Annotated in this window: 24 protein-coding genes; 15 read left to right on the forward strand and 9 right to left on the reverse strand. The window is 50.8% G+C overall.

Features of this window, described 5'->3' with window-relative positions; genetic code table 11:
* Window positions 1-21: 21 nt before the first annotated feature.
* Window positions 22-1,551, reverse strand: a complete 1,530-nt coding sequence (locus BDT_RS17405; protein ID WP_015092556.1) for an ATP-binding cassette domain-containing protein — start codon at window positions 1,549-1,551, stop codon at window positions 22-24.
* Window positions 1,552-1,739: 188 nt separating this feature from the next.
* Between BDT_RS17405 and BDT_RS17410 the strand changes: the two genes are divergently transcribed.
* The 3 genes from BDT_RS17410 (at window position 1,740) to BDT_RS17420 (ending at window position 5,478) form a co-directional block, all read left to right on the forward strand.
* Window positions 1,740-2,351 carry an energy transducer TonB gene (locus tag BDT_RS17410; RefSeq protein ID WP_235046185.1) on the forward strand — a complete coding sequence of 204 codons (612 nt, stop codon included), beginning with the start codon at window positions 1,740-1,742 and terminating at the stop codon, window positions 2,349-2,351.
* 28 nt (window positions 2,352-2,379) lie between these two features.
* Window positions 2,380-4,212: a TonB-dependent receptor plug domain-containing protein gene (locus BDT_RS17415; RefSeq protein WP_015092558.1), complete on the forward strand. Its 1,833-nt coding sequence runs from the start codon at window positions 2,380-2,382 to the stop codon at window positions 4,210-4,212.
* Window positions 4,213-4,332: 120 nt separating this feature from the next.
* On the forward strand, window positions 4,333-5,478 hold the full coding sequence (locus BDT_RS17420; RefSeq protein ID WP_041578051.1) for a hypothetical protein: 1,146 nt from the start codon (window positions 4,333-4,335) through the stop codon (window positions 5,476-5,478).
* Between the two features lie 4 nt (window positions 5,479-5,482).
* Here BDT_RS17420 and BDT_RS17425 read toward each other — a convergent pair whose 3' ends face one another.
* Window positions 5,483-6,280, reverse strand: a complete 798-nt coding sequence (locus BDT_RS17425; protein WP_148278883.1) for a substrate-binding periplasmic protein — start codon at window positions 6,278-6,280, stop codon at window positions 5,483-5,485.
* 154 nt (window positions 6,281-6,434) lie between these two features.
* Between BDT_RS17425 and BDT_RS17430 the strand changes: the two genes are divergently transcribed.
* The gene (locus tag BDT_RS17430; protein ID WP_235046186.1) at window positions 6,435-8,027 is read left to right on the forward strand and encodes a lytic transglycosylase domain-containing protein; all 1,593 of its coding nucleotides are present in this window, start codon (window positions 6,435-6,437) and stop codon (window positions 8,025-8,027) included.
* Between the two features lie 14 nt (window positions 8,028-8,041).
* On the opposite strand, the gene BDT_RS17435 is transcribed toward BDT_RS17430, so the two are convergent.
* Genes BDT_RS17435 through BDT_RS17460 form a run of 6 tightly spaced genes read right to left on the reverse strand, consistent with a single transcriptional unit; the run spans window position 8,042 to window position 13,877 of the window.
* Window positions 8,042-8,977 (reverse strand): hydroxymethylglutaryl-CoA lyase, encoded by a 936-nt coding sequence (locus BDT_RS17435; RefSeq protein ID WP_015092562.1) that lies wholly within the window; start codon window positions 8,975-8,977, stop codon window positions 8,042-8,044.
* 5 nt (window positions 8,978-8,982) lie between these two features.
* A complete protein-coding gene (locus BDT_RS17440) occupies window positions 8,983-9,363 on the reverse strand; it encodes an acetyl-CoA carboxylase biotin carboxyl carrier protein subunit (protein ID WP_015092563.1) in 381 nt (126 codons plus the stop codon).
* A complete protein-coding gene (locus tag BDT_RS17445; RefSeq protein WP_015092564.1) occupies window positions 9,363-10,841 on the reverse strand; it encodes an acetyl-CoA carboxylase biotin carboxylase subunit in 1,479 nt (492 codons plus the stop codon). Before BDT_RS17445 ends, BDT_RS17440 begins: the two co-directional genes overlap by 1 nt.
* Window positions 10,841-11,620 carry an enoyl-CoA hydratase-related protein gene (locus BDT_RS17450; protein ID WP_015092565.1) on the reverse strand — a complete coding sequence of 260 codons (780 nt, stop codon included), beginning with the start codon at window positions 11,618-11,620 and terminating at the stop codon, window positions 10,841-10,843. The genes BDT_RS17445 and BDT_RS17450 overlap by 1 nt, the downstream gene beginning before the upstream one ends.
* A gap of 2 nt (window positions 11,621-11,622) precedes the next feature.
* Entirely contained in the window at window positions 11,623-13,230 is a 1,608-nt protein-coding gene (locus BDT_RS17455; protein WP_015092566.1) for a carboxyl transferase domain-containing protein, read from the reverse strand.
* A gap of 11 nt (window positions 13,231-13,241) precedes the next feature.
* Window positions 13,242-13,877, reverse strand: a complete 636-nt coding sequence (locus BDT_RS17460) for a PaaI family thioesterase (protein WP_041578053.1) — start codon at window positions 13,875-13,877, stop codon at window positions 13,242-13,244.
* Window positions 13,878-13,978: 101 nt separating this feature from the next.
* Here BDT_RS17460 and BDT_RS17465 point away from each other — a divergent pair, with 101 nt between their 5' ends.
* From BDT_RS17465 to BDT_RS17515, 11 genes are all read left to right on the forward strand, one after another.
* On the forward strand, window positions 13,979-14,479 hold the full coding sequence (locus BDT_RS17465; protein WP_015092568.1) for a hypothetical protein: 501 nt from the start codon (window positions 13,979-13,981) through the stop codon (window positions 14,477-14,479).
* Entirely contained in the window at window positions 14,479-15,516 is a 1,038-nt protein-coding gene (locus tag BDT_RS17470) for a class I SAM-dependent methyltransferase (protein WP_015092569.1), read from the forward strand. Before BDT_RS17465 ends, BDT_RS17470 begins: the two co-directional genes overlap by 1 nt.
* An 87-nt stretch (window positions 15,517-15,603) precedes the next feature.
* Window positions 15,604-16,128 (forward strand): GNAT family N-acetyltransferase, encoded by a 525-nt coding sequence (locus tag BDT_RS17475; protein WP_015092570.1) that lies wholly within the window; start codon window positions 15,604-15,606, stop codon window positions 16,126-16,128.
* A gap of 45 nt (window positions 16,129-16,173) precedes the next feature.
* Window positions 16,174-16,980, forward strand: a complete 807-nt coding sequence (locus BDT_RS17480) for an endonuclease/exonuclease/phosphatase family protein (RefSeq protein ID WP_015092571.1) — start codon at window positions 16,174-16,176, stop codon at window positions 16,978-16,980.
* A 126-nt stretch (window positions 16,981-17,106) separates the two neighbouring features.
* Complete coding sequence (locus tag BDT_RS17485; RefSeq protein WP_015092572.1) at window positions 17,107-17,637, forward strand: hypothetical protein; 531 nt, start codon at window positions 17,107-17,109, stop codon at window positions 17,635-17,637.
* 21 nt (window positions 17,638-17,658) lie between these two features.
* The gene (locus BDT_RS17490) at window positions 17,659-18,489 is read left to right on the forward strand and encodes an ABC transporter ATP-binding protein (RefSeq protein ID WP_015092573.1); all 831 of its coding nucleotides are present in this window, start codon (window positions 17,659-17,661) and stop codon (window positions 18,487-18,489) included.
* Entirely contained in the window at window positions 18,446-19,258 is an 813-nt protein-coding gene (locus tag BDT_RS17495) for an ABC transporter permease (RefSeq protein WP_015092574.1), read from the forward strand. Before BDT_RS17490 ends, BDT_RS17495 begins: the two co-directional genes overlap by 44 nt.
* A complete protein-coding gene (locus BDT_RS17500; RefSeq protein WP_015092575.1) occupies window positions 19,259-20,056 on the forward strand; it encodes an ABC transporter permease in 798 nt (265 codons plus the stop codon).
* A gap of 12 nt (window positions 20,057-20,068) precedes the next feature.
* A complete protein-coding gene (locus BDT_RS17505; RefSeq protein WP_015092576.1) occupies window positions 20,069-20,395 on the forward strand; it encodes a glutathione S-transferase family protein in 327 nt (108 codons plus the stop codon).
* Window positions 20,396-20,695: a glutathione binding-like protein gene (locus tag BDT_RS17510; protein WP_015092577.1), complete on the forward strand. Its 300-nt coding sequence runs from the start codon at window positions 20,396-20,398 to the stop codon at window positions 20,693-20,695.
* A 111-nt stretch (window positions 20,696-20,806) separates the two neighbouring features.
* Entirely contained in the window at window positions 20,807-21,376 is a 570-nt protein-coding gene (locus BDT_RS17515) for a GNAT family N-acetyltransferase (protein ID WP_015092578.1), read from the forward strand.
* Here the strand turns inward: BDT_RS17515 and BDT_RS17520 are convergent.
* Window positions 21,369-23,162, reverse strand: coding sequence for a M3 family oligoendopeptidase (locus BDT_RS17520; RefSeq protein WP_015092579.1), 1,794 nt, complete (start codon window positions 23,160-23,162; stop codon window positions 21,369-21,371). The two genes, BDT_RS17515 and BDT_RS17520, sit on opposite strands and share 8 nt — an antisense overlap.
* Window positions 23,163-23,219: the final 57 nt, after the last annotated feature.

The raw sequence follows: 23,219 nt of genomic DNA on the forward strand, positions 1-23,219 counted from the left end.
TGGGCCCCGTTTTAGCGGGCCCTATCGGATCTCCAAAACCGCCTCGACTCCGATGTTTTGCAGGAATACTTCATCGTGGGATACCACCAGCAACGCCCCGGCATATTCCCCCAAGGCTGACTCCAGAACCTTCAGACTGGCCAGATCCAGATTGTTGGTCGGTTCATCCAAAATCAGCAACTGCGGCACCGGCTGAGACAGAAGGATTTTCGCCAAAGAGGCCTTCAGCTTTTCGCCTCCGCTCAAATCCCGGGTCTTACGCTGAACCATATCACCAAAGAACTGAAACTGAGCCAGACGGTTGCGAGTCTCAATCAGATCAAACCTTGATTTTTCCATCACATTTTCAAGCACCGAATGATCCGCATTCAGCAGGGAATACTTTTGATCCAGCACCTGCACGGGCACTTCACCCAAGCGACAGACCCCTTCTGTGCGCACAGCCTGCGAACGGCTGAGCAAGCCATCCAGCAGCGAGGTTTTTCCGGCGCCGTTTCTTCCGTACAAAGCCCATCGGCGTGGTCCGCGCATCGCGCAGGTCAAGGGTTCTTCCCAAAGGAAAGAACCCTCTGACGAATAGCTTATGTTGAAGTGATCCAGCTCAAAGACAAGCTTTCCTTCCGGCAGGGCCGCGGCGTCCAAATCCAGTCCCAGCCGGCTTTCCAGCTTCTGGGCCTGTACCAGTTCACGTAAGTTTTCCTGCGACTTTTCCACACGCTTTTCCTCATTCACGTTGATGCGGGCGTGGGTTTCCTGCGCCCGGCGCTTCAGTCCTCCGACAATAATCCGGGGAATCCCGCCCTTGGCGGCTTTGGCATCACCTGCGCGCATGCGCTTTTCCTGAGATTGCAGCTTGTCGTGATGTTCACGCTCCAGCTTCTTTTTCTCGCGTCGTGCCCGGTCGATCTTTTCTTCGAGCAATTCCCGCTCGTGCTCTTTTTGTGCTTCGTAAAAGGAATAGCTGCCGCCATAACTTGAAAGCCCCTGACTGGAAAGCTCCCAGATACCGTCGACTTCTTCCAACAATTCACGGTCGTGACTGATCAGAAGCAAACAGCCCGGATATTCGCGCACAAAACGGTACACCAGTTCGCGCGCCTCGCGATCCAGATTGTTCGTGGGCTCATCCAGGATCAGCAAACCACCACCACGGCCCAGGGCTTCGGCAATGCGCACACGAGTCCACTGGCCTCCGCTCAGGGATTTAAGGTTTTGTTCCAGCGGAATATCCTGAAGCAGCAAGCCCCACACGGCGGGGTCAGCCACCGGGCTTTCCCACAGACCCATCAAATATTCACCGACAGTTTGATCCGTCGGTTCACTGACCTGCTCCAGATACACAACCCCTTGCGAACAGCGCAGCTCGCCGCTTTTGGGTTCCAGAACCCCGGCCAGAATTTTTGCCAGCGTGGTTTTTCCCACGCCATTGGGACCGACCAGGGCGCACCGACGAAAATTCCACGTAAATGAAATGTCATTCAGAAGCTTCGCCCCGTGGGGAAGCTCATAGAACAGGGACCTTCCGGTCACCTGAAATAAATTGTTTTGCATAATAAATAATCCGTCCAAGCCCGATGGGGCCAATGTGAGTTCTTAAAAAAAGAATAAGATGACGGATTAATTTCTCATAGACGCCGGATTTAGAGCCCGACAAGAACTACTCTACACCATCTAAGCCCTTCCCACAATAGCCCTGCCGGGCATTGACTTAAAATTGGATTATGAGAAGGTCTAAGGGCTTGAAACTTAAACTTTGGATCCTATTATCAGTTATTTTGCATCTGCTGGCGGTCACAGCCCTGCAGTGGGGTGCCTCGCCGATGTCCCCGGATCTGGGAACCGTGGTGGATCTGACTGTCACTAGCCCCGCGGGTGTTTCAGGCCTGCCGCCGGGACCTGCGGCTTCTGTCAGCAAACCTGCACCGACTGTTCCGGCGGAGTCTGCAAAAATCCAAACCGGCGAAACAACCGCCGTCGCCGCGACTAACACAGACAACACGACAGCCACCGACACCACAAATACCGGCACTGATGGTGGCGGCGGGGATTCCACCGCCCCGGTGGGTTTCAGCGAAATCACCCGTTTGCCCAAAGTAAAACGGGAATTCAAAGCCCAGTATCCGGAAGAAGCCAAGAAAGCCGCCGTGGACGGGCCCGTCATTCTGGAAATTCTGATTGATCGCGAAGGCAAAGTCCGTCACGTGCAGGTTCTGAGCGGACCGGGTCATGGCTTGAATGAATCGGCAGTGGAAGCCCTGAAAAAGTTCGAATTTCAACCAGCTTTCAAAGGCGAAGAATCTGTTGCTGTTAGGATCCGTTACACCTATAGATTTAAGTTGGAAGTAAATTAAATCTTGCACCGGTTAAAAGGATTTATCAGTGAAATATTCAGTTCTGATCGCCAGCCTGTTCCTGGGTTTGGCCGCTCACGCTCAAGAAGCCGTTCCCAGTTTTGAAACCGTTGTTGAGGATGTTGTCTTTAACACCTCCAACAAAGTTGTCATCGACGAAAAAACCATCAAGGATTCCCGCGCTCCGAATATCACCAGCCTGCTTTCAAGCCAGGCCAACATCACCGTCGTCAGCACCCCATTCCAGCCAAACTCCATCTTCATTCGTGGCGGTGATTCTGGACACGTGATGATCATCGTTGACGGCGTTCCGTTCTATGATGCATCCACAGTACAAAGAACCTTCAATCTGAATTCTTTGGATATCAAATCCGTTCGCCGCATTGAAATCATCAAAGGTGGCCAGACAGTGCTTTACGGCGGTCAGGCTTTGTCTGGCGTTATCAAAATCGACACCATTCCTCAGGAAATCAAAAGCCAAAGCTCCCTGCAAGGTCAGCTGGGCACTCAGAACTTCCGTGACGTGACTGTCGGTCACACAGAAGCTTTGAATGACAACAACGCCCTGGTAGTGCGTGGTCATGGCGCATGGAGAGACGCGGAATCCCCAGTGCTTGATTCCACCGAAACTTATTCCCGCAACAACTGGAACGCCGAAGGTGCCTATGTATGGAAGGGCGCTGTTGATGGAAATCTGAAAGCCCTGTTCCTGCAGGACTTCAACACGTCTCCTACCACGGATCGCACCACCAATCAGGTGATGGACACCGAGGACCTTGAAATGTTCACCCGTCAGATTGGCGGTTCCACTTACATGAAGTTCAACGAACTTCCGTTCGAACCACGCCTGGCTTTGAGCATGCAAAACAGCTTGCGCACTTATGAGTGGCCCGTTGTTCCGGTGCAGAACCCAACCGGCACTGACCAGAAATATGGCGCGAATCTTCGCACAGCCCGTCTGGATCTGACTCCGTACAAGTCTGAAAAGATCAGCGTGGCCGCAGGTCTAAGCTATCTGTATGAAGATTTCACTTACCGCGACAAGGGCGTTGAGTCCGTGAACACGTTCTCTGAGCAGCGTGGTGTTTTTGCCAAGGCTGACTATGAATTCCATCCGGGCTTTTCTTTGGCCGTTGGCGGTCGCGTGGAAAACTGGGCCGATCAGGACGCGGTCAGTACTTACCAAATTGGTCTGACGTTGTTTGAGCACACCAAACTGGAAGTCGCGTCCGGATACAAGATTCCTTCCCTGTTCCAGCTGTATTCATCTTATGGAAATCCTGATCTGAAAGCCGAGCGTGCGGTTCAGTACAGCTTGATGCAGGAATTTGAGATCTCGGAAAGCCAAAGCGCCTCTATCACGTTCTTCCGTTCTGATTTCACGGATCTGATCCAGATTTCCGGTTCCTTCCCAAGCATTAAGTACGAAAACGTTTCCAAAACCGAAACCCGCGGTGTGGATATCAGCTACACTATCCGCCCCTGGACTGGTGGTACATTCATCGCGACTTACGGTTATCAAGAACCACGTAACGTCGACACCGGCACGTGGTTGCTTCGTCGTCCACTTGTCAATGGCAGCCTGAAATACATCCAAAACCACGACAAACACACCGCTGCTTTGGAACTGGTGGGTGCTGGCGAACGCATGGATAACGGCGCACCGATCTCCATGACGGCCTATGCCTCCACTTCTATTCCGGGTTATGTGACTGCCAATGCTGCTTATTCCTATCAGTGGAATAACAACATCAATGTCTTCACCCGCCTGAACAATCTGGCAGACCACCGCTATGAAGAAACCTACAGCTTCTATTCAGAGGGCTTCTCTGGCTCTGTGGGTGCGGAATACCTGTTCTAAGCAACGCTCTTTACATCTGAGGGGTCCAGTGCCCCTCAGACTTTCCCGGAACAGGACCTTCCCCGCCATTTGACAGAAACTGGCCTTAAATTCAGAGTCTTTTTCATTTAAATTAAGACTATGAGACCGTTCATTGTTGGCGCTTCAATATTTCTGTTACAAGCAGTCAGTTATGCATCCACCGAGGCGGTCATGCCTATCGGGGCTTTGCCAAAGAATTCTTCGGTGAAACTTCAGGCCGTCAAAGAGGGCACACGCTTTATCACCCCTCAGTACGAAGGCAACAGCGGCTTCCTCAAAGACGTGGATCAAAACTCTCTTTATCAAGTCACCGATATCAGCGGCACCGAAGACACTTCCGACAACGCCGACTTGCAGGCCCTGGCCAAATCCTCAAGCCTGGTTGTGCAGAAATCTGATTTGGGCTCTGACTCTGCGACCTGCTCCAGCGGTGATGGCACCACCAACTGTACTTTAACCAGCGATGTTCCAGCCTACAAAACCGGAAGCTTCAACCTGATCGACTGGTTCCTGAATCTGTTCGGCTTGGGATCCAAACCCCAGTCACTGGTAACTCCAAGCAAAGGGACCGAAGTGGCGGAAGCTGATGCCATGGCTTCAGCGATGACTGAAAAGATCGACAGCACCAACCGTCTGCTGAATTCCCGCAATGCCACTGCCAATTGTGATGAAAAGAAATTCCCTGAAGCCATTCAGAACGACAAGACTCTGAACTGTGGTTTGAAGCAGGCCATGGAAGCTTTGAAAAAGAACAAAGACAAGGTCAATCAGGACAAATTCATCTTCAATGACTTCTCAAGCGGCGGCGTCATGGGGAAAATGTGGATTCTGAATGCCGATGGCTCCATCGCCAACGTCATTGATAAGAATCCTTTGTGGGTGTCCCGTGGTGAAGGTGGATTTGGTAACGGCCGGGGCTCACTAAAGACTCCAAACGGTGCGATCATGACCAAAGCTTACAGTCCTCCGCGAGGTGGTAACATCCGTGATGGCATTGAACTGGTGGGCCTGGAGCCGGAAAATCAGGACATTCACAGTCGTGGGGTCTTGCTGCATGGCTGGGATCCTTACACTCCAACACAAGGCTGTCTGGGAGTTGCCGGCTCACTGGATACAAGTCGCCGCGGTCGCAGCAAACTGGGAGCACCACCCCCTTATTTGGATCAGTTGAAGCAGGGCTTTCTGAAAGAGGGCGGCACGATGATTTACAACTTCACCCCATCCAAAGTGAAATCCTGTCAGTAACCTTCTATTCGAAGGTCACTGACGACATCTGATCTTTCGTTAGATATTTGGAAATGATTCTTTCGATTGTTCCGTCTCTTTTCATCTTACGGACAATACCTTCAAGTCTTTCGCGCTCTTCCTCGCGTACCCGCTGGCGCGAAACATAGATACCCAATGATGTGGTAAAGCTTCGATCCGCCACCAAAGTCACATCACTTTCAATCTTCAAATCCTTGACCAGATAGTTATTCAAAAGCGGAGTCGCAATAACTGCATCCGTCCGGCCCTTTTGAATCAGCGCATAGACTCCAACGGCATCCGGCACCTGAATAATTCGACTGTCTTTAAGCAACATTTGATATTCAGACTCGGTCATCACCGCGCGCGATCCAATCAGGTTCCCGAAGATGACTTTCTTGTTTCCGAAAACATCCGCGACCGTCTGACCTTTTTTGTATTTCGATTTGCGCACAACCAGTTCACGCACAGAACGGAACAAAGGAATAAAATCGGCGCCGCCATCTGAATAGATATTGTTTTCAGCCACCAGCATAATCAGATCCAGCTGACCACGTTTTAAAGATTCCACCGCCGCGGGCCGGGACATGCCCCGTGAATTGTATCCACAATCCCGGCGAGCCATGATCGCTGCAATCAGATCTTCATCGATTCCGCCGGCTTTGCCGCCAGAATTTCGAAAGTACATGGGCTGATAGTTGTTCGTGCCCACAATAAACTGCTTAGAGCAGACGTCCTTGGCGAAGACGAATTCACCAGTCAGAACCATCGCGATGACCAAAAGCGCTTTCCAGAAATGCATGACGTCCATCTTAGTCAGTTCGTCTCAATCTGACACGTTTCAAATCCAATTAAACACAATTCGAGCTGCTAATTGCTTAGCCGCCAAAGGGTACGGTTACTGCAGTTAAACCTCTTTAACAACTATGCAGAAAAACCGGTTTAAGACTTTATTAATGATTTCAAGCACCTTCGCCATGACCCTGGCGGCGGCAGGTTGCTATTTCGATGCCGGTTTTGGGCAGCTGTTACAAAATGTACATGCCAGCCCCACCCCCGTTTCCCAGGAACATAAAGAAGCCGCCGAGCTCTTTATTCAACTGAATGAAAAGCACAACTTCTTTGCCGCCCGCTATAAAGGCTGTCATATCGAACGCAATGCCGTTCTTTGCAAAAGCTTCTATAAAGACAAATCCGCAGCCGAGAAAAACAAAGATTCCCGTCTGAAAGCAGCCCAGCTGACAAAGCTGATTCGTCAGCAGAAATGGACCGAGCTTTCCAACACTTCTGAATCTGAAAGTGTGCGCTCCATTGGAGGTCTTTCAAATAAAGACCGTCAAAACCTGACCGAGCATATTCTGAACGACAAAACTTGCATTTCCCCGCACCTGGCAACGGCAATGGCCTTCAAACTGGAAGAAAAACTTCCCGATGCAAAAGTGCTTTCCACTGTGCGCGCACTGTACGCCCGTACTTTGGAATGCAGCACAGATAAAGAATTCAGTGACCTGGGTCTTTACCGTGGGGGTCTGTTTGAAATCTGGCAGGACAATCCTGAACAGGCCACAGTCTTCCTGAAAAAACTTTCCAGTCTTTCCAAAGACATCGCACTGACTTCCCGTGCACAGTTCTGGATGAATCATGCCGCACGCGAGCAGGGTAAATCCGTATCTGCCAACACCATGGAAGATCATTTCACCAGCTTCCCACTGAGCTATCATATCCTGACAGACTACGCGACGATGGCAGATGGCCCTTATCAGACGGTTTCTGACTTGCGTGAACAGCGCATTCAGACCCGCAGCTCGTATGAAGATCTGAACGGCGCCATTCAGCTGGTTGAGCACTTCATGGCTCAGCAAAAAGACTCGTTGGCTAAACGCACGCTTGAATTTATTGATTACGCTGAACTGACCGAAGCAGAACCGGGCTTCCAGCTTTATGTGGCAACACTGCTGGCAAAATTCGACGACATGAACCACCAGCGTTTCATGGTGCTTAGCCGTTTGTTCCAGAATCATCCCCAGTTCAAAACACTGAAAAATCTGAATATCTATTATCCCCTGGCGTTTGAAGATCTGGTGATCAAACATCACCGCGATCAGGATCCGTTCCTGCTGCTGTCCTTGATCCGTCAGGAAAGCTCATTCAATCCGAACACGAAAAGCCCGGTGGGTGCGACAGGCTTGATGCAGATCATGCCAAGAACAGCCAAGGACATGAAAAAACGCGTCGTCACCGACAAAGAGCTTTTGGATCCTTCCAGCAATATCCAGCTGGGTTCGCGTTACTTTGCAGCGCTGGTCAGGGAATTCAAGAATGATCACATGAAAGCCCTGGCGTCCTACAATGCCGGCAGCGGCAACGTGCGCAAGTGGATGAAACGCTATCCGGTGGACAATCAGTTGTTATTCGTGGATTTGATTCCGTTTGATGAAACCCGCGAATACGTCGCAGGCATCCTGCGCAACCAGTACTGGTATTCAAAACTGTATCCGGAACTGCTTGTGACACCGCAAATGGCATCACAAACATCAGCTCAGAAATAGTTCAGCGAAACAATTTACTTTTGAACTTTACCCAAAGGTTTCAGACGGCCGACTTTGCCGACCTTTGATGGCAGTGGATGCTGGATTTTTTCCGCCATCCACGGGTTGATTTCAATCAGCTTGTCCAGATTCAGACCCGTCTTCACACCCATACCATGGAACATGTAAACCACATCCTCGGTCGCAACGTTGCCTGTTGCCCCCGGAGCGTAAGGGCATCCACCCAAGCCACCCAGGCTGGTATCAAAGACGTTGATCCCCAGTTTGTACGCCGCAAGGATGTTGGCCAAGGCCTGCCCGCGGGTATCGTGGAAATGCCCGGCAAGCTTTTTCACCGGAACCACTTTTTTCAATTTTCTAAACAGGGATTCCACCTGACCCACATCCGCCACACCGATGGTGTCGCCGACGGAAAGCTCGTACACACCAAGCTTGTGCATGCGCTGAGCAAGCTTCACCACTTTGGCTTCAGACACTTTGCCTTCAAATGGACAACCAAAGCACGTGGACAGATAACCGCGCACTTTGATCTTGTGCTTCTTTGCCAAAGCCATCACCGGCTCAAAACGTTTGAAGCTTTCGTCGATAGAACAGTTGATATTTTTCAAAGAGAAGGATTCAGAGCACGCCGCGAAGATCGCCACTTCCTTCACTCCCGCCGCGATGGCGTCCATCATGCCGCGTTCGTTGGGAACCAGAACCGAAAATTCAGTTTTCTTGGGAATAGATCCGGACTTTACCTGAGCAAAAGTCTTTTGCACCACTTCCGCAGTCCCCGCCATTTGCGGAACCCAGGTCGGGGAAACAAACGCACCGATTTCAACACGCTTGGTTCCAGCCTGAATCAGTCGTCGTGCGAACTCGACACGCGTGTCGGCATCCAGAACTGTTTTTTCGTTCTGAAGACCGTCTCTTAATCCCATTTCCACAATGACAACTGACTTTTTCATAGGCCCTATTTATCGGATGCTGGTTTGATTTTCACAAGGGCTTTACCCAATACCACTTGCTCGCCGACGGCGCAGTTCACACTGTCGATAGTGCCGGCGATCTCTGCCTTTAAAGTGTACTCCATTTTCATGGCTTCCATCACCAAAACCGCCTGGCCTGCGGCCACGGCCGCTCCTGGCGCCAAAAGCAATTTGGTCACTTTGCCCGGCATAGGCGCCACGATCTGATCCGAAGAACCGCCCGCGCCGCCTTTTTTACGGGACTTACGTCCAGTGGTGGCATCCTGAGTGAAAACACGGCCGTTATAATGAACCCACAAAGTCCCGGCGATCAGCTGGGCTTGGGCTTTATGATCAACACCGTCGATTCTTACTTTCACTTCCATTAGATACCTCTCCAGTAAGAACCCCAAGGGGATGCGGAAGCTTTCGCTGTTTCACCAGCGCCCCCGCGAAGTTGCAACAATGCACCCGCCGCCACGGTTTTTTCAATCTCTGTCAAAGCCGGTTCTTTCAATGATTCACTGAAGTAAGTTTCAATAAATCGGGTCGTCATCGTGCCCATGACGAATTCTTTGTGAGAAAGAATTTCGATCAGGTACGGGATGTTCGTGTGAACACCAAACACCACAGAATCCTTCAATACGCGGATCATTTTCTGAATCGCACGCGGGCGGTTTTCATCCCACACGATCACTTTTGCGATCATCGGGTCATAATACGGGGTGATGGTGTCGCCGGAATCAAAGCCGTACTCATAACGGCGTCCCGGGCCTTCTGGCCATTCCACATGACCCAAAAGGCCTGTGGAAGGAACGCCACCCATAAATGGATTTTCAGCATAGATACGGCATTCGATGGAATGACCCTTCGGTGCGCGGATCTGTTTGTTGTCGTGAACGAAATCACCTTGCGCAGTCAGGATCTGCATTTTCACCAGATCCACACCCAGAACTTCTTCCGTCACCGGGTGTTCTACCTGCAAACGTGTGTTCACTTCCAAAAGATAGAACTCCCCGTCTTGCAGCAGGAATTCCACTGTGCCTGCCCCTTTGTACTTGCCCATGGTGGCAATCGCACAAGCAGCTTCACCCATACGGCGGCGCAGATCATCGGTCAAAGAAGGCGATGTGGCCTCTTCGATGATTTTCTGGTGACGGCGTTGAACAGAACATTCACGGTCAAAGAAATGCTGTACATTCCCAGTGCTGTCACCGAAGACCTGGAATTCAATGTGTTTGGCGCGATCCAGATATTTTTCCAGGAAAACTTTCGGAGAACCAAACGCCGACTGGGCTTCACGCTGAGCTGATTCAATCAGCTCGTGCGCTTCCGCGGAAGACTTCAAAAGTTTCATCCCGCGGCCACCACCACCAGCAGCGGCTTTCACGATCACCGGATAGCCGATTTTTTCAGCCTGCATGATCAGATGAGCCACATCCTGATTTTCGCCCTGATAACCCGGCACCAGAGGCAAACCCGCCTGCTTTGCCAGCTCTTTACAGTGAACCTTGTCACCCAAGGCACGGATCGCTTCCGGAGAAGGACCAATGAAGGTCAAACCGGCTTTGTTCACCGCTTCGGCGAAATCGGCATTTTCAGAAAGGAAACCAAAGCCCGGATGCACCGCCTGCGCACCACCGGCCAAAGCGCCGTTGATATTTGCTGGGATGTTCAGATAACTTTCCGCCGTTGCCGCAGGCCCCACGCAGATGGTTTTGGTCGCCATGCGGTAAGCGCGCGTGTTGATATCGGCTTCTGAATGCAGAAGCACAGTTTCAATACCCATTTCTTCGCAGGCTTTGATAATACGAACAGCCACTTCACCGCGATTGGCGATGGCAATACGTGTGAACTTTTTCATTAATTCAGTCTCCATGCGGGCTCACGCTTTTCAAGGAAGGATTTCAGACCTTCCTGCCCTTCATTGCTGGCACGACGTTCTGCGATCACCGTGGTTGTGCGGCTGCGCTGATCGGCCCAGTTCAAGGTATCAATATCATTCAAAAGTTTTTTGGTTTCACGAACCGCATCCGGACCGCACTGCATGTAGCCGTGCAGAACCTTTTGCAAAGCCGTGTGGCCTTCGCCCACTGGAACCACTTCTGTTACCAGACCGGCCTGTTGAGCGATGTGCGGGTTAAACACCACACCTGAAAGCATCAGCGGACGAACTTTGCCCGCCACAGCTTTTTTATTCACAAAAGCACTGATCACCGCTGGAGCAATCCCCAGTTTCACTTCACTGAAACAGAACTGCGTGTTTTCTTCAGCAATGACTTCATCACAAACTGCCACCAGCCCCAAAGCGCCGCCGAAGGCCGCCCCGTGAATCATGCCAATCACCGGCAGACTGCACTGAGCGATAGCTTCAAACATACCGAAAAGCTTCAAAGAATCCTCACGGTTTTGCTCAAAAGAAAAATTCACCATCTCTTTCATCCAGTTCAGGTCAGCTCCGGCACAGAAGACTTTGCCTTCCCCTTGTAGAACCACGGCACGCAGATCTTTGCGCGCTTCCAGATCAGTAAAGATCCTGGTCAACTCAGCGATCATCTCCGGGTTGAAAGAGTTACGCACTTCGGGCCTGTGAAGTTTCACATAGGCCACCTGATTCATTTCTGTAACTACAACAAAAGACATAATTACATCCTGAAGACGCCCTGAGTTTTTTCACCCCAGGACTTGTTAAGACTTGCCGAAATCCCCAGCGCCAACACACGACGGGTGTCTGCCGGATCAATGATCCCGTCATCCCACAGGCGCGCCGAGGAATAATAACAAGCACTTTCTTTTTCGTATTTTTCCAAAGTCGGACGTTTAAACTCGGCCTGTTCTTCAGCAGACATCGTTTGTTTTTTCGCCGCCATCTGATCCATTTTCACGGTCAGAAGAACGTTTGCCGCCTGCTCGCCACCCATCACGCTGATCTTGGCGTTAGGCCACATCCACAACTGACGAGGCTGGAAGGCGCGACCGCACATACCATAGTTGCCAGCGCCGTAAGAGCCACCAATCACCACGGTGAATTTCGGCACATGGGCGTTGGAAACGGCCATAACCATTTTCGCCCCGTGTTTGGCGATACCTTCGTTTTCATATTTTTTACCGACCATGAAGCCGGTGATGTTTTGCAGGAAGATCAAAGGCACTTCGCGCTGCTCACACAATTCGATAAAGTGCGCGGCTTTCAAAGAGCTTTCGCTGAACAACACACCGTTATTCGCAATGATGCCCACGGGCATTCCCCAGATGTGAGCAAACCCCGTTACAAGAGTTTTACCGTACAGCGGTTTAAATTCATGGAAACGAGAACCGTCCACGATGCGCGCGATAACCTCACGCACATCAAATGGAGTGCGGCTGTCTTTCGGGATGACCCCGTAAAGTTCCTTCTGGTCAAACAATGGCTCTTCCACCGGAAGGGTTTTCAACTGCACCGCACGTTTGTGGTTCAGGTGAGCCACGATCGAACGCGTGATTTCAATGGCGTGTTCGTCATCTTCAGCAAAGTGATCCGTCACACCGGAATTTTCACAGTGCACTTGCGCCCCACCCAGTTCCTGAGCATCAACAACTTCGCCCGTTGCCGCTTTCACCAAAGGAGGCCCACCCAGGAAGATGGTTCCGTTTTCTTTCACGATCACGGTTTCATCACTCATCGCTGGAACATAGGCGCCACCCGCGGTGCAAGAACCCATCACCACCGCAATTTGCGGGATGTTGGCGGCCGACATGCGCGCTTGATTGTAGAAGATTCTGCCGAAGTGATCACGATCCGGGAACACATCCGCCTGCATTGGCAGGAAGGCGCCGCCGGAATCCACAAGGTAAATACAAGGCAGACCGTTTTCAAAAGCGATCTCTTGCGCACGCAAGTGCTTCTTCACGGTCATCGGGAAGTAAGTGCCGCCTTTGACCGTCGCATCGTTCGCCACGATCACGCACTCAGTGCCGTGAATGACACCGATACCGGTGACCACGCCCGCACCCGGTGCCTGGCCTTCGTACATGTCCCAAGCCGCAAGGGTTGAGAACTCCAGGAACGCGGTTCCGCCGTCAACCAAAGCCTCGATACGCTCACGCGCTGTCAACTTGCCACGGGATTTGTGTTTTTTAGTCGCGTCTTCGCCGCCACCTTGTTTGACAAGGTTTACGCGTTCACGCCATTCGTTGACGATACCAAGCATGGCCTCGCGGTTGAGCTTGAAATCACTGGAACTGGAATCAATGTTTGTCTCTAAAATTTCCATAGAACCTTGTACTATCCCTCACTGCCAGGCAAAGCCGGAGTGTGTTTAAAACTCAAATGCAAACGGAACTCTGCCACGGCTTGATCGTTGCTGTCGAAAACCTTCAGCTCCACCTCGGCTTTGGCTTCGCGGTGATCGCGGACTTCCGCCAGGACCACTTCGCGCACTGTTTCTGGAAGCTCCATGCGAACACGGCATTCTTCACTGGTGACTTTGAACAATTCAGACTCAAGACGGGTCACGTTGATTTCAAAAGAACCCATCGGGGCATGGCGCATCCACAGCAGTTTGGCCGCCTCAATCGCCGCCGTCACCAAAGCACCCTCGTGCATGGTTTTGACTTCGTTCAGGTTGCGGGTGCGGGCCGGAACCACCATTTCTACCTGAGTATCGGACAAGCGAGAGATTCTCAGACCCATGCCTGCCGAGAAGGGGCGCACGATATCCAGCGCATAACTAAGCGCAGCATGAGAGGCCTTCGGAGAAACCTCTTCCAGCAAGGCTGCCAAGTCCGCGGCACTCAGACGAATGCCCCGTTCTTCAAGCTGAGATTTCAGCCCGTCTTTGGCGTTTTGCAACTGCTGACGCAGGTTTTGCTCCAGCTCAATCCCCTTTGACATTAAGATTGTCAGCCATTGTTGGTTCATGAGATACCCTCTCTGTGCGAGTGTTGAAAAAAACTGAATATCATGCTCGGATAACGATGTCAGTTTTATCACACTGAGTAAATGGAGAGAGGACTCTAGAGATGAAGAAAATTGTAAGCCTGGTTATTTTCATTGCTGCCTTGGTTTGGACCTGGAATGTAATCCACACTTCCCAAGCCGTTGGATTTGAGACGCACTCCGGCATTCAGGTGAAATTGGCTGAACTTATCACTCAAACTTTGGCTGCTAAAAAGCCACACGCCAAAGACCTTTCCATCTCTCGTTTGTGGACTGAAACCCTGAGCGACAACAAGGTTCGCGCGGTGTTTGCTTACAAGTTCACTGACGTGACTGAAGACGGCGAATCCATGGAACAAGTGATCGAAGGTGAAGCGGTTCTTTACCGTGATGTTTCTGATCAGGAAAACGTGGATAAATGGGTTCTGCAATCCGTAAAAACCACCAATGACATCGTGGTTTTCTCTGAAGGCTCCACTATCACTCCGGGCACTGACGAAGTAACAACTGAAGCTGCTCCAGAGGCGACTCCGGCAGCCACTGCGACTCCGACTCCTGCTCCGACAGCGACCCCTGGCCACTAATGGCAATTCCCACAAATTTCATCCAAATTGATGAAGAGGGTTTTGCTCTGAGCCGTGAGGTTCGCATTCAAGACCCGATTGTGGGACAAGAAATTCTGCAAAATCTGAAAATTCACGAAGGTGGCACTCTGCTTTCCACCTTCGGCGATGTCGCGGTGATCGTTGAAGCCTTCGACGAACCTTACGTAGCCGCTCAAGTAAATCTGAAAGACGACAAAACCTGGGAAATCCTGCTTCCGTATGGCGTGCATTATGCCTTCGAACTGGAATCCTTGTCTTTGGATGAATGGGACCGTTTTCACGGTTATGCCGCAAATAAAATTCCGTTCGTGATGTCCCGCAAGGCCCAGGCCACGTTCTTCAACCTGCTTGAAGAATTCGGTGACGACTTCATCGAATTTAACGGCAAAACCTACGACATTCCGGCTTACTGGCCATCCCACAAAGACGTCGAAAAAGAAACTTACTGGAGCCAAATCTACCAGCAGGAAGAAAACCCGGGCTGGAATCTGGGCGAGCCTGCCGAGGCCCTGAAGGACATGATTCCCCGACTGAAAATCAGCCGCTCCCGCGTGCTGGTTTTGGGCTGCGGTGAAGGCCATGATGCGGCTTTGTTTGCAGCGGCCGGACACTTTGTCACGGCTGTCGACATCTCTCCGGTGGCTTTAGAACGTGCCAAAAAACTGTACGGCCATCTGCCGACTTTGACTTTCGTACAAGCCGACCTCTTCAAGCTGCCGCAAGACTTTGACCAGTCCTTTGATGTCGTGTTTGAACACACTTGTTACTGCGCCATCAACCCGGAACGCCGCAAGGAACTTGTCAAAATCTGGAACCGCGTGCTGGTACAAGGCGGCCATTTGATGGGTGTGTTCTTCGCCTTCGAAAAACGCCAGGGCCCGCCTTACGGTGGCACCGAATGGGAACTGCGCCAACGTCTGAAAAACCATTATCACCCGATCTTCTGGGGTCGCTGGCAAAAATCAATCCCCCGCCGCCAAGGCAAAGAGCTTTTCATCTACACCAAAAAGAAGTAACTAAAAGGTACCTGCTTACTTTTGCATAAACGTAGCGTCTAGCGCAGTGCTTATACAAAAGTAAGCAGGTACCTTTTGGGAGTTTCTATGCATATTGAATTTACTCAGGCTGATTCTAGTCATGTTGAAGATCTTGTTGAGCTGGTTAACTCTGCTTATCGCGGGGAAGACTCCAAAGAAGGCTGGACGACTGAGGCGGATCTTTTGGATGGCCAGCGCATTGATGCTGCCGGCATTCAGGCGCTGATCGACAAGGAAGAATCTGTGATTCTGGTCGCGGAAGACGACGACAACGGCGATCTTCTGGGTTGTGTTCACGTCGAAAAACAAGGTTCAAAAATGTATCTGGGCATGCTGACGGTGGCTCCTGAATTACAGTCGAAAGGACTCGGAAAATTGTTGCTCAATGAGTCAGAGGCTCTTGCGCAATTCTGGGATTGTACTACCATTTTCATGACAGTGATTTCCGTTCGCACAGAGCTGATCAAGTGGTACGAAAAGCATGGCTTCCGAAACACCAAGGAAACCAAGCCGTTCCCTTACGGCGATGAACGCTTCGGGATTCCGAAAGTCGAAGGACTGCAGTTCACAGTTCTGGAAAAGAAAGTTTAATTCAAGAGCTCTTCACTGACGAGGGGCCTTGCAAGGAGCACAAAAATGATCAAGGGATTGATCCTGGCCCTGACCCTGTCCGTGTCCTCTTACGCGTTCGCCGAAGAGGTTAAAAACGAAATTCCCGCAGACAAAGACGTCCACACCCAGTTTGGCCAATGCCAACACGACTTCCTGCCATCCAATTTTGACTTGTTCGTCTGGAACATCAAAAAAGCCGAAGCCAAGGACCGCTGGGCCCGTGACTTTGAATACTTTGTTCCCAAGAACGATCTGATCCTGATTCAGGAAGGCATGATTGATTCATATGTTCCCAGCGTGATCCTGCGCCAGAAAAACTATTGCTGGGACTTTGCCACAAGCTTCCTGGAAAAAGACGGCGATCAGACCGGAGTCATGAATGGATCTTACGCCCGCCCTTCCATGGTTCACTTCCTGCGCAGCCCGGGTCGCGAGCCGGTGATCAAAACCCCGAAAATGGTTCTGGTCAGCGAATACGCCATCGCCAACAGCCCGTTCACATTGTGGATTGCGAACATCCACGGTTTGAATTTCGTGGCCAACAAACACAACCGCGAACAGATCGAACAGGTCGCGGCCTTCCTGAAAAAGCACGATGGTCCGCTGATTTTTGCCGGAGACTTCAATTCCTGGAACAACGAACGCCTTGGCTATCTTGATGAAATCCTTGGAAAACTTAAGATGAAGAAGCTGCCGTTTGCCAACGACAACCGCAGGTTCAAATTGGATCATATCTACGTCCGCGGCCTGGAAGCCACTTCCACAACCCTGCACAACAATATCGAAACCTCTGATCACAAGCCGCTTTCCGCCTCGTTCCGTCTGAAATAGCTCCCCGGGCCGGCTTCGTTATGCGCGGTCGGCCCCCGGTTGATTCATTTTTTGTATAATAAGTTCTTTTGTATGTATTAAAAGTTTCCTCGATTTCGGAGCATATTCACCTCACAGGAGGTTTCTATGTCTTTGAAAACTGCACTCACAGCACTTTTGGGGCTATTCGTTTCCTCTTTTGCTATGGCTGATCAGATGGGCCCGAACGGCGACAAATTCTACGAAGATGCGGCTCACTATGAGCACGCTTGCCAGACTCAGCCGTGCAAATCCAACTATTCCCACCAGATCGTTTACAGCCAAAAAACCCGCATGAACAAACTGAACGACCCAACTCGCGACAACTTGAAAGCCATCGCGGTTGAACAGGCGCAAGTTTGGGGCGACACCATTTTGGAAGGCGACTATCACGCTGCGGGCCGCACTCGTTTGGATGAAGTACTGGCGTTCTACAAAGGTGCTCGTCTGATCGGATACAAAATCAAGTATTCCGAAAAAGCCTGGTACGTGGGTGACTGCGACTATAACGGCAAACGCGAGTCTTTGAAGGATTGCAAAACCGGCCGTATTATTGAGGGCAGCTATGTCTCTGCAGACCAGAAAACATTCTTCAGTGATGAAGAACGTTACGCTGAGTTTTCTTTCATCAACGAGTAGTTCTAGGTTATAGTCGCCGACATGGCGATAGTAATTGAAACCACCGACCTTTCCCGCGTCTATCAGACTTACCAGAAGCCCGAAGGATTCATCAACTCCCTGAAGGGCTTCGTCAATCGTAAGCACGTTTCCAAAGTTGCTTTGGACAAAACCACATTAAAAATTGAATCCGGACAGATCGTCGGTCTGGTCGGCGCCAACGGCGCCGGCAAAACCACTTTGCTGAAAATGCTTTCCGGCCTGGTCACGCCGACCAGTGGCGATGCCCGTGTGCTGGGCTTCAGACCCTGGGAAAGAAAAAACGAATTCTTGCGCCAGATCAGCATTCTGCTGGGTCAGAAGAATCAGCTGTGGTGGGATATTTCCCCGGCGGATTCTTATTCTTTACTGGCGCGTATCTATGATCTGGATCCCGCTCAAGCAAGAAAGCGCGTGGACCATTTAGCCGAGATGCTTCAGTGCACGCACGTCCTGCACACGCAGCTTCGCCGCCTCAGCCTTGGCGAGCGCATGAAAATGGAAATCATCGGCGCCCTTTTGCATGAACCCAAAGTTCTGTTTCTGGATGAACCGACCATCGGTCTGGACATCGTGGCCCAGGAAACCATCCGTGAGTTCCTGGATCAATACGTGAAAGAAAAAGAACCCACGGTCATTCTGACCAGTCACTATATGGACGATATCGCCAAGCTTGCTGACAAGTTGCTTCTTATCAGCAAAGGCAACATCGTCTATCAGGGCACGGTTCCTGATTTCGTAACCAAATCCAACACTGAACTGGCTGAAAACGAAGAGGTCGATTTTGAAGATGTCATCCGCCGCTTTTTGGAAGCGGAATCTCGCGTTCGCTAAACTCGCGATTCTGTCCAATCTTGAATACCGGCTGAACTACTTCGTTGATGCGATTCTTCAGCCGACACTGACCACGGGGATTGAAGTCCTTTTGTGGTTTGCCGTCTTTAAAGGGGCTGGCGCCACAGAAATCGCCGGCTTCGGTCGTGAATACTATCTGGCCTATGCCATGTGGGGCGCGTTCTTTGCGCGCATCTGCACCAGCTGGATGTATGAATACCGCATGATTCAGGAAATCGATTCCGGAAGCATCAACAGCCTGCTGGTGCGCCCGATGAGCTTCTATGAATACTATTTTTCGCAGTTGATGGGATATAAGTTCATCACCACCTTGGTGTCGATGCTGATCCCGTTCATCGCGATCTTTATCTTTGACCTGCCGACCAAGTTTGAACGCCTGCCTTTGGCTTTTGCTTTGGAATTTTATTACCTGATTCTGGTGCATTCGATCAGCTTTGTGATCGCAGCCTGCGCATTTTACCTGAACAAGGTCTATGCCGTGACCGGAGCAAAAAATCTGGCCCTGTGGCTGATGACCGGGGAATTGTTCCCGCTGGATCTGATGCCGGAACCGGTAAGGTCCATCATGATCGCCCTGCCTTTCAGTGCCGGGGTTTATGTTCCGGTGGGTTATCTGACCGGGCGTCTTGAAATCGGCACCGTTTGGCAATCCTTTGCCTCGGTCACTGTCGGCATCGTCGTGGTGAATTTAATCGGCGCTTGGATCTGGCGAAAAGGTGTTAACGTATACACCGGGACGGGGGCTTAAATGTTTCAGACGTTGAAAAAGTACCTGTCTTTGTACGCCGCCCTTTTCCGCACCAGCTTTATCGCGGATCTTGAATACCGTGTGAACTTCATCACCCGTATTGCAACAGATATCTTCTGGTATCTGGCGCAGATCATGACCTTTGAGGTTTTGTTCCGCCATACGCCGAAAATTGGCGACTGGAACCTGGAACAGATGCGCGTGTTCCTGGGCGTGGTTTTTGTCGTTGATGGTCTTTACATGATCATTCTGTCCGAAAACCTGGATCAGTTTTCTGAAAAAGTGCGCAAAGGCGATCTGGATCTGCTGCTGGCAAAACCCATTAATTCGCAGTTCATGATTTCATTGCAAAAGGCGTCCACGGCAATGATCGGGAATCTGATCATCGCTTCCAGCTGGTTTATCTATAGCATTTTGCAGCTGTCAAACTTCGAATGGCTGCGTCTGTTCTGGCTGCTACTGCTGATTCCGTGCGGACTGGTGGCCTTGTATGCCATGAGATTCTTTATGGCTTCCACGGCGGTGATCTTTGCCCGTTCCGAGAATTTGCAGTTTATCTGGTATCAGATCTATCGTCTGGGCATGCGCCCGGATTCAATCTATGTGCCGTGGTTTAAATGGATGCTGCTAACCGCCCTGCCCGTGGGGGTGATTGCCAGCGTGCCGGCCCGCGCCCTGCTTGAGCCACCGGATTTCGCCCTGTTTACGTGGGTGGTGCTGCTTTCAGGTATTTTGATTTATCTAACAAACAAGTTTTGGAAATTTGCCCTGAGATTTTATTCCAGCGCAAGTTCCTAAGGAGATATTCACATGATTAAAATCTACGGATCCCCGATGTCCAGCGCCGGCCGCTGCTACTGGATGCTTGAAGAACTGGGTCTGCCTTACGAGCAGATGCCGATGAACATGCGCGAAAAGCAGCACAAGTCCGCTGACTTTTTGAAGATCAACCCGAACGGCAAGATCCCGGCCATCATCGACGGTGAATACGTGCTGTGGGAATCCATGGCGATCACCAACTATCTGGCTAAAAAGCACAACAGCCCTCTGGCACCACAGAACTTGGACGAAGAAGGCCACATCATGCAATGGAGCTTCTGGGCCCTGGTGGATTTGCAAACTCCGGCAGTGAACTGATTGATTCAGGCTTTGTTTGTTCCGGATGAATTCAAAAATCCTAAAGTCATCGAAGACGCGAAAAAAGTTCTGCCAAATTATCTGAACACTTTGGAAGCCGGCCTTAAAGGCAAGACTTACCTTGTCGGCAACCGTTTCACCGTGGCGGATCTGAACGTGGCTTCCGTGGCAGGTTTGCTTTACGCTCTGAAATTCGACATGTCCCCGTATCCGGAAATTAACAAGTGGATGGGACTTTGTACCAGCCGTCCGGCGGCTCAAAAGCTGGACAAACTGCGCGCAACTGCTCAGGCGCACTAAAAATGCGGGAGGCCTTAAAGAGATGCATTTTTCTTTGAGGCCCCATTAGTTTTATTGATTTGTTTTAACGCCTCTTTTCGCCGATCTTAAAGATCACCAAAGGAGGTCCAAATGGCATTGCATGAAACCCGCACCATTCAACTGAAAAACGGCGATTCCATCATTATGAGGCCTGCTTTGGTCAGTGAAGCCGAAGCCTTACTGACCGCCTTTCTGGAAATTCTGCCCACTTCCCCCTACATCCTGAGCACAGCGGAATCCGCGGCAAGGAAAACCGTGGAAACTCAAATGAAGTGGATCACCGATGCCAACGAAGACCCTAAGGGTGCTTTGATCATCGCTGAACACCAAGGTCGCATCATCGGCATCACCAACATGGTGGCGTTCAAAGACAGCAAACGCAGCCACCGCGCGGGCTTGGGAATGTCAGTGCATCACGATTATCGCGGACAGGGATTGGGCGAAGCTTTATTGCGTCGTCTGATTGAAGTCGCACAAAACATTGAAGGCCTGAGCTTTCTGGAACTGAACGTGATGAGCGCGAATCAACCGGCGTTCAAACTGTATGAAAAACTGGGATTCCAGCAGGTGGGCTATTTGCGCGAAGCATATCGCCAACCCGATGGGGTTTTCACCGATGACATTTCCATGTCACTGGATCTAAGAGCTCGCCCTAGCTAAGGGCGAGTTTTTCGAATTCTTCAATCTTGCGATTAATGACCGCGATGGATTTTCTCCAGAACTCTGGCTTGCGAATGTCTTCGCCCAGGTGCTTTTGCACCAGATCTTCCGCGGTCATGCGGCCGGTGTCGCGCAGGATGTTGACGTAAGTCTTCATGAAGTCCTTACCCAATTCTTCACGACGGGCGTAAACACTGATGCTGAACAGATAACCGAAGGTGTACGGATAGTTATAGAAGCTGATTCCCGACATCGAGAAATGCAGTTTGGTTGCCCAGTACATTTTGTCATTTTCGCTCAAGGTGCTGCCGTACCATTTGCTCCACGCCTCGTCGGTCAGCTTGCTTAGCTCATCGGCGCTGACAGTGCGCTTTTCACGCATCTCATAGAAGCTTTTTTCAAAGTCATAACGAGCCGGGATATTCAGCAGGAACGCCGTTGCTCGGTCCATCTCGCCCCACGCAAATTCGATTTTTTCTTCACGGGATTTGGCATTGGTCAAAAGCACGTCGTGCAAAAGGGTTTCCGAGAAAATGCTGGCCGTTTCAGCCAACGTCATCGGATAACCACATTCAGCGATGGGCATGTCGCGCATCACCCAAGAATGATAGGCATGGCCCAGTTCGTGCGCGAGTGTTGAAATATCACTGTTAGAACCCATGTAGGTCATGAACACACGGGGTTCACGTTTTTTACGGAAACCGGTGCAATAAGCGCCGTTGCGTTTGTTCGGAAGAACTCGCGCTTCAATCCAGTGCTTATCAGCCATCATATCCACAAACTGCGCCATGTCCGGTGAAGCCTGAGCAAAGGCATCCTTGATCATTTTCAAGCCTTCTTCATAGCTGCGCTCTGATTTGGAAGCCGAAATCGGGCTTTGTGCCAGCAAGTCCCAAGGGTCCAGAGACTTTTTACCCATCAGCTTTGCCATCGCCAGATTCGCACGGCGGGACATATCGACATTTTCATAACAAGCCGTCAGCATCGCATCCAAAGTTTCTTGAGTGATACGGCTATAAAACAGGGACTGATCCAGATAGTGGGCCGGCTTCACTTGCGAACGTTTCTTGATCACCTCGTGGCGCCAGCCAGCCAAGGCATTCAAGATCGAAGAAGCTGTTTCTTTGTGCGTGGTCCATGCGTTTTGAATGGACGTCCACGCCACACGACGGGTTTCCTCATCCTGACTGCGAATCAATGCCGATGCTTTCGCCAGACCCACAGTTTCCGTGCGGTCTTTGAATTTCATTTCACAGCGCATGGTTCCGCTTAAGTTAGTATATAGCTCGCCCCACGCATGCAAGCCCGGCATTGAAAGTGCCTGCAACAAAGTTTCTTCTTCATCCGAAAGCATGAATGGCTTTTGTGTGCGTTCCTGGCTCCAGTCAAACTTCGCCGGCGTCAGTTCCGGGTGGGAAAGGATCTTGTTCAGAATTTCTTCTGAACAGCGTTTCATGAAGTTATCCACCGGGATCAGGATCTGCCACATACGGGAATTAAGCGCCATCACCTCTGATTTTTTGGCTTGAGCCTCGTTCAAAGTGCTGTCCACCGACAGATGACAATTCAAGAAGGTCGACATATTACCAACCAAAACTTGGGTCGCTTCCACGTCGATCCAGATTTTTTGGATCTTTTCCACTTCGTTTTCAAACGGAGTCTTCAGGGATTTGACGTCCTTTTCCAGCTGATCCACCTGGGATTTCACCAGATCAAATTCAGCCTGAAATTCAGGAGAGTTGTAAGAAGGATATTCAGATTCTAGATTCCAGGCCATTTTTTCCATGGAACAGATCTTACCGCATAGGCTGAAAAACAAAAAGGGCCATTCGGCCCTTTAAGA

Source organism: Bdellovibrio bacteriovorus str. Tiberius (assembly GCF_000317895.1).
GTDB lineage: Bacteria > Bdellovibrionota > Bdellovibrionia > Bdellovibrionales > Bdellovibrionaceae > Bdellovibrio > Bdellovibrio bacteriovorus_F.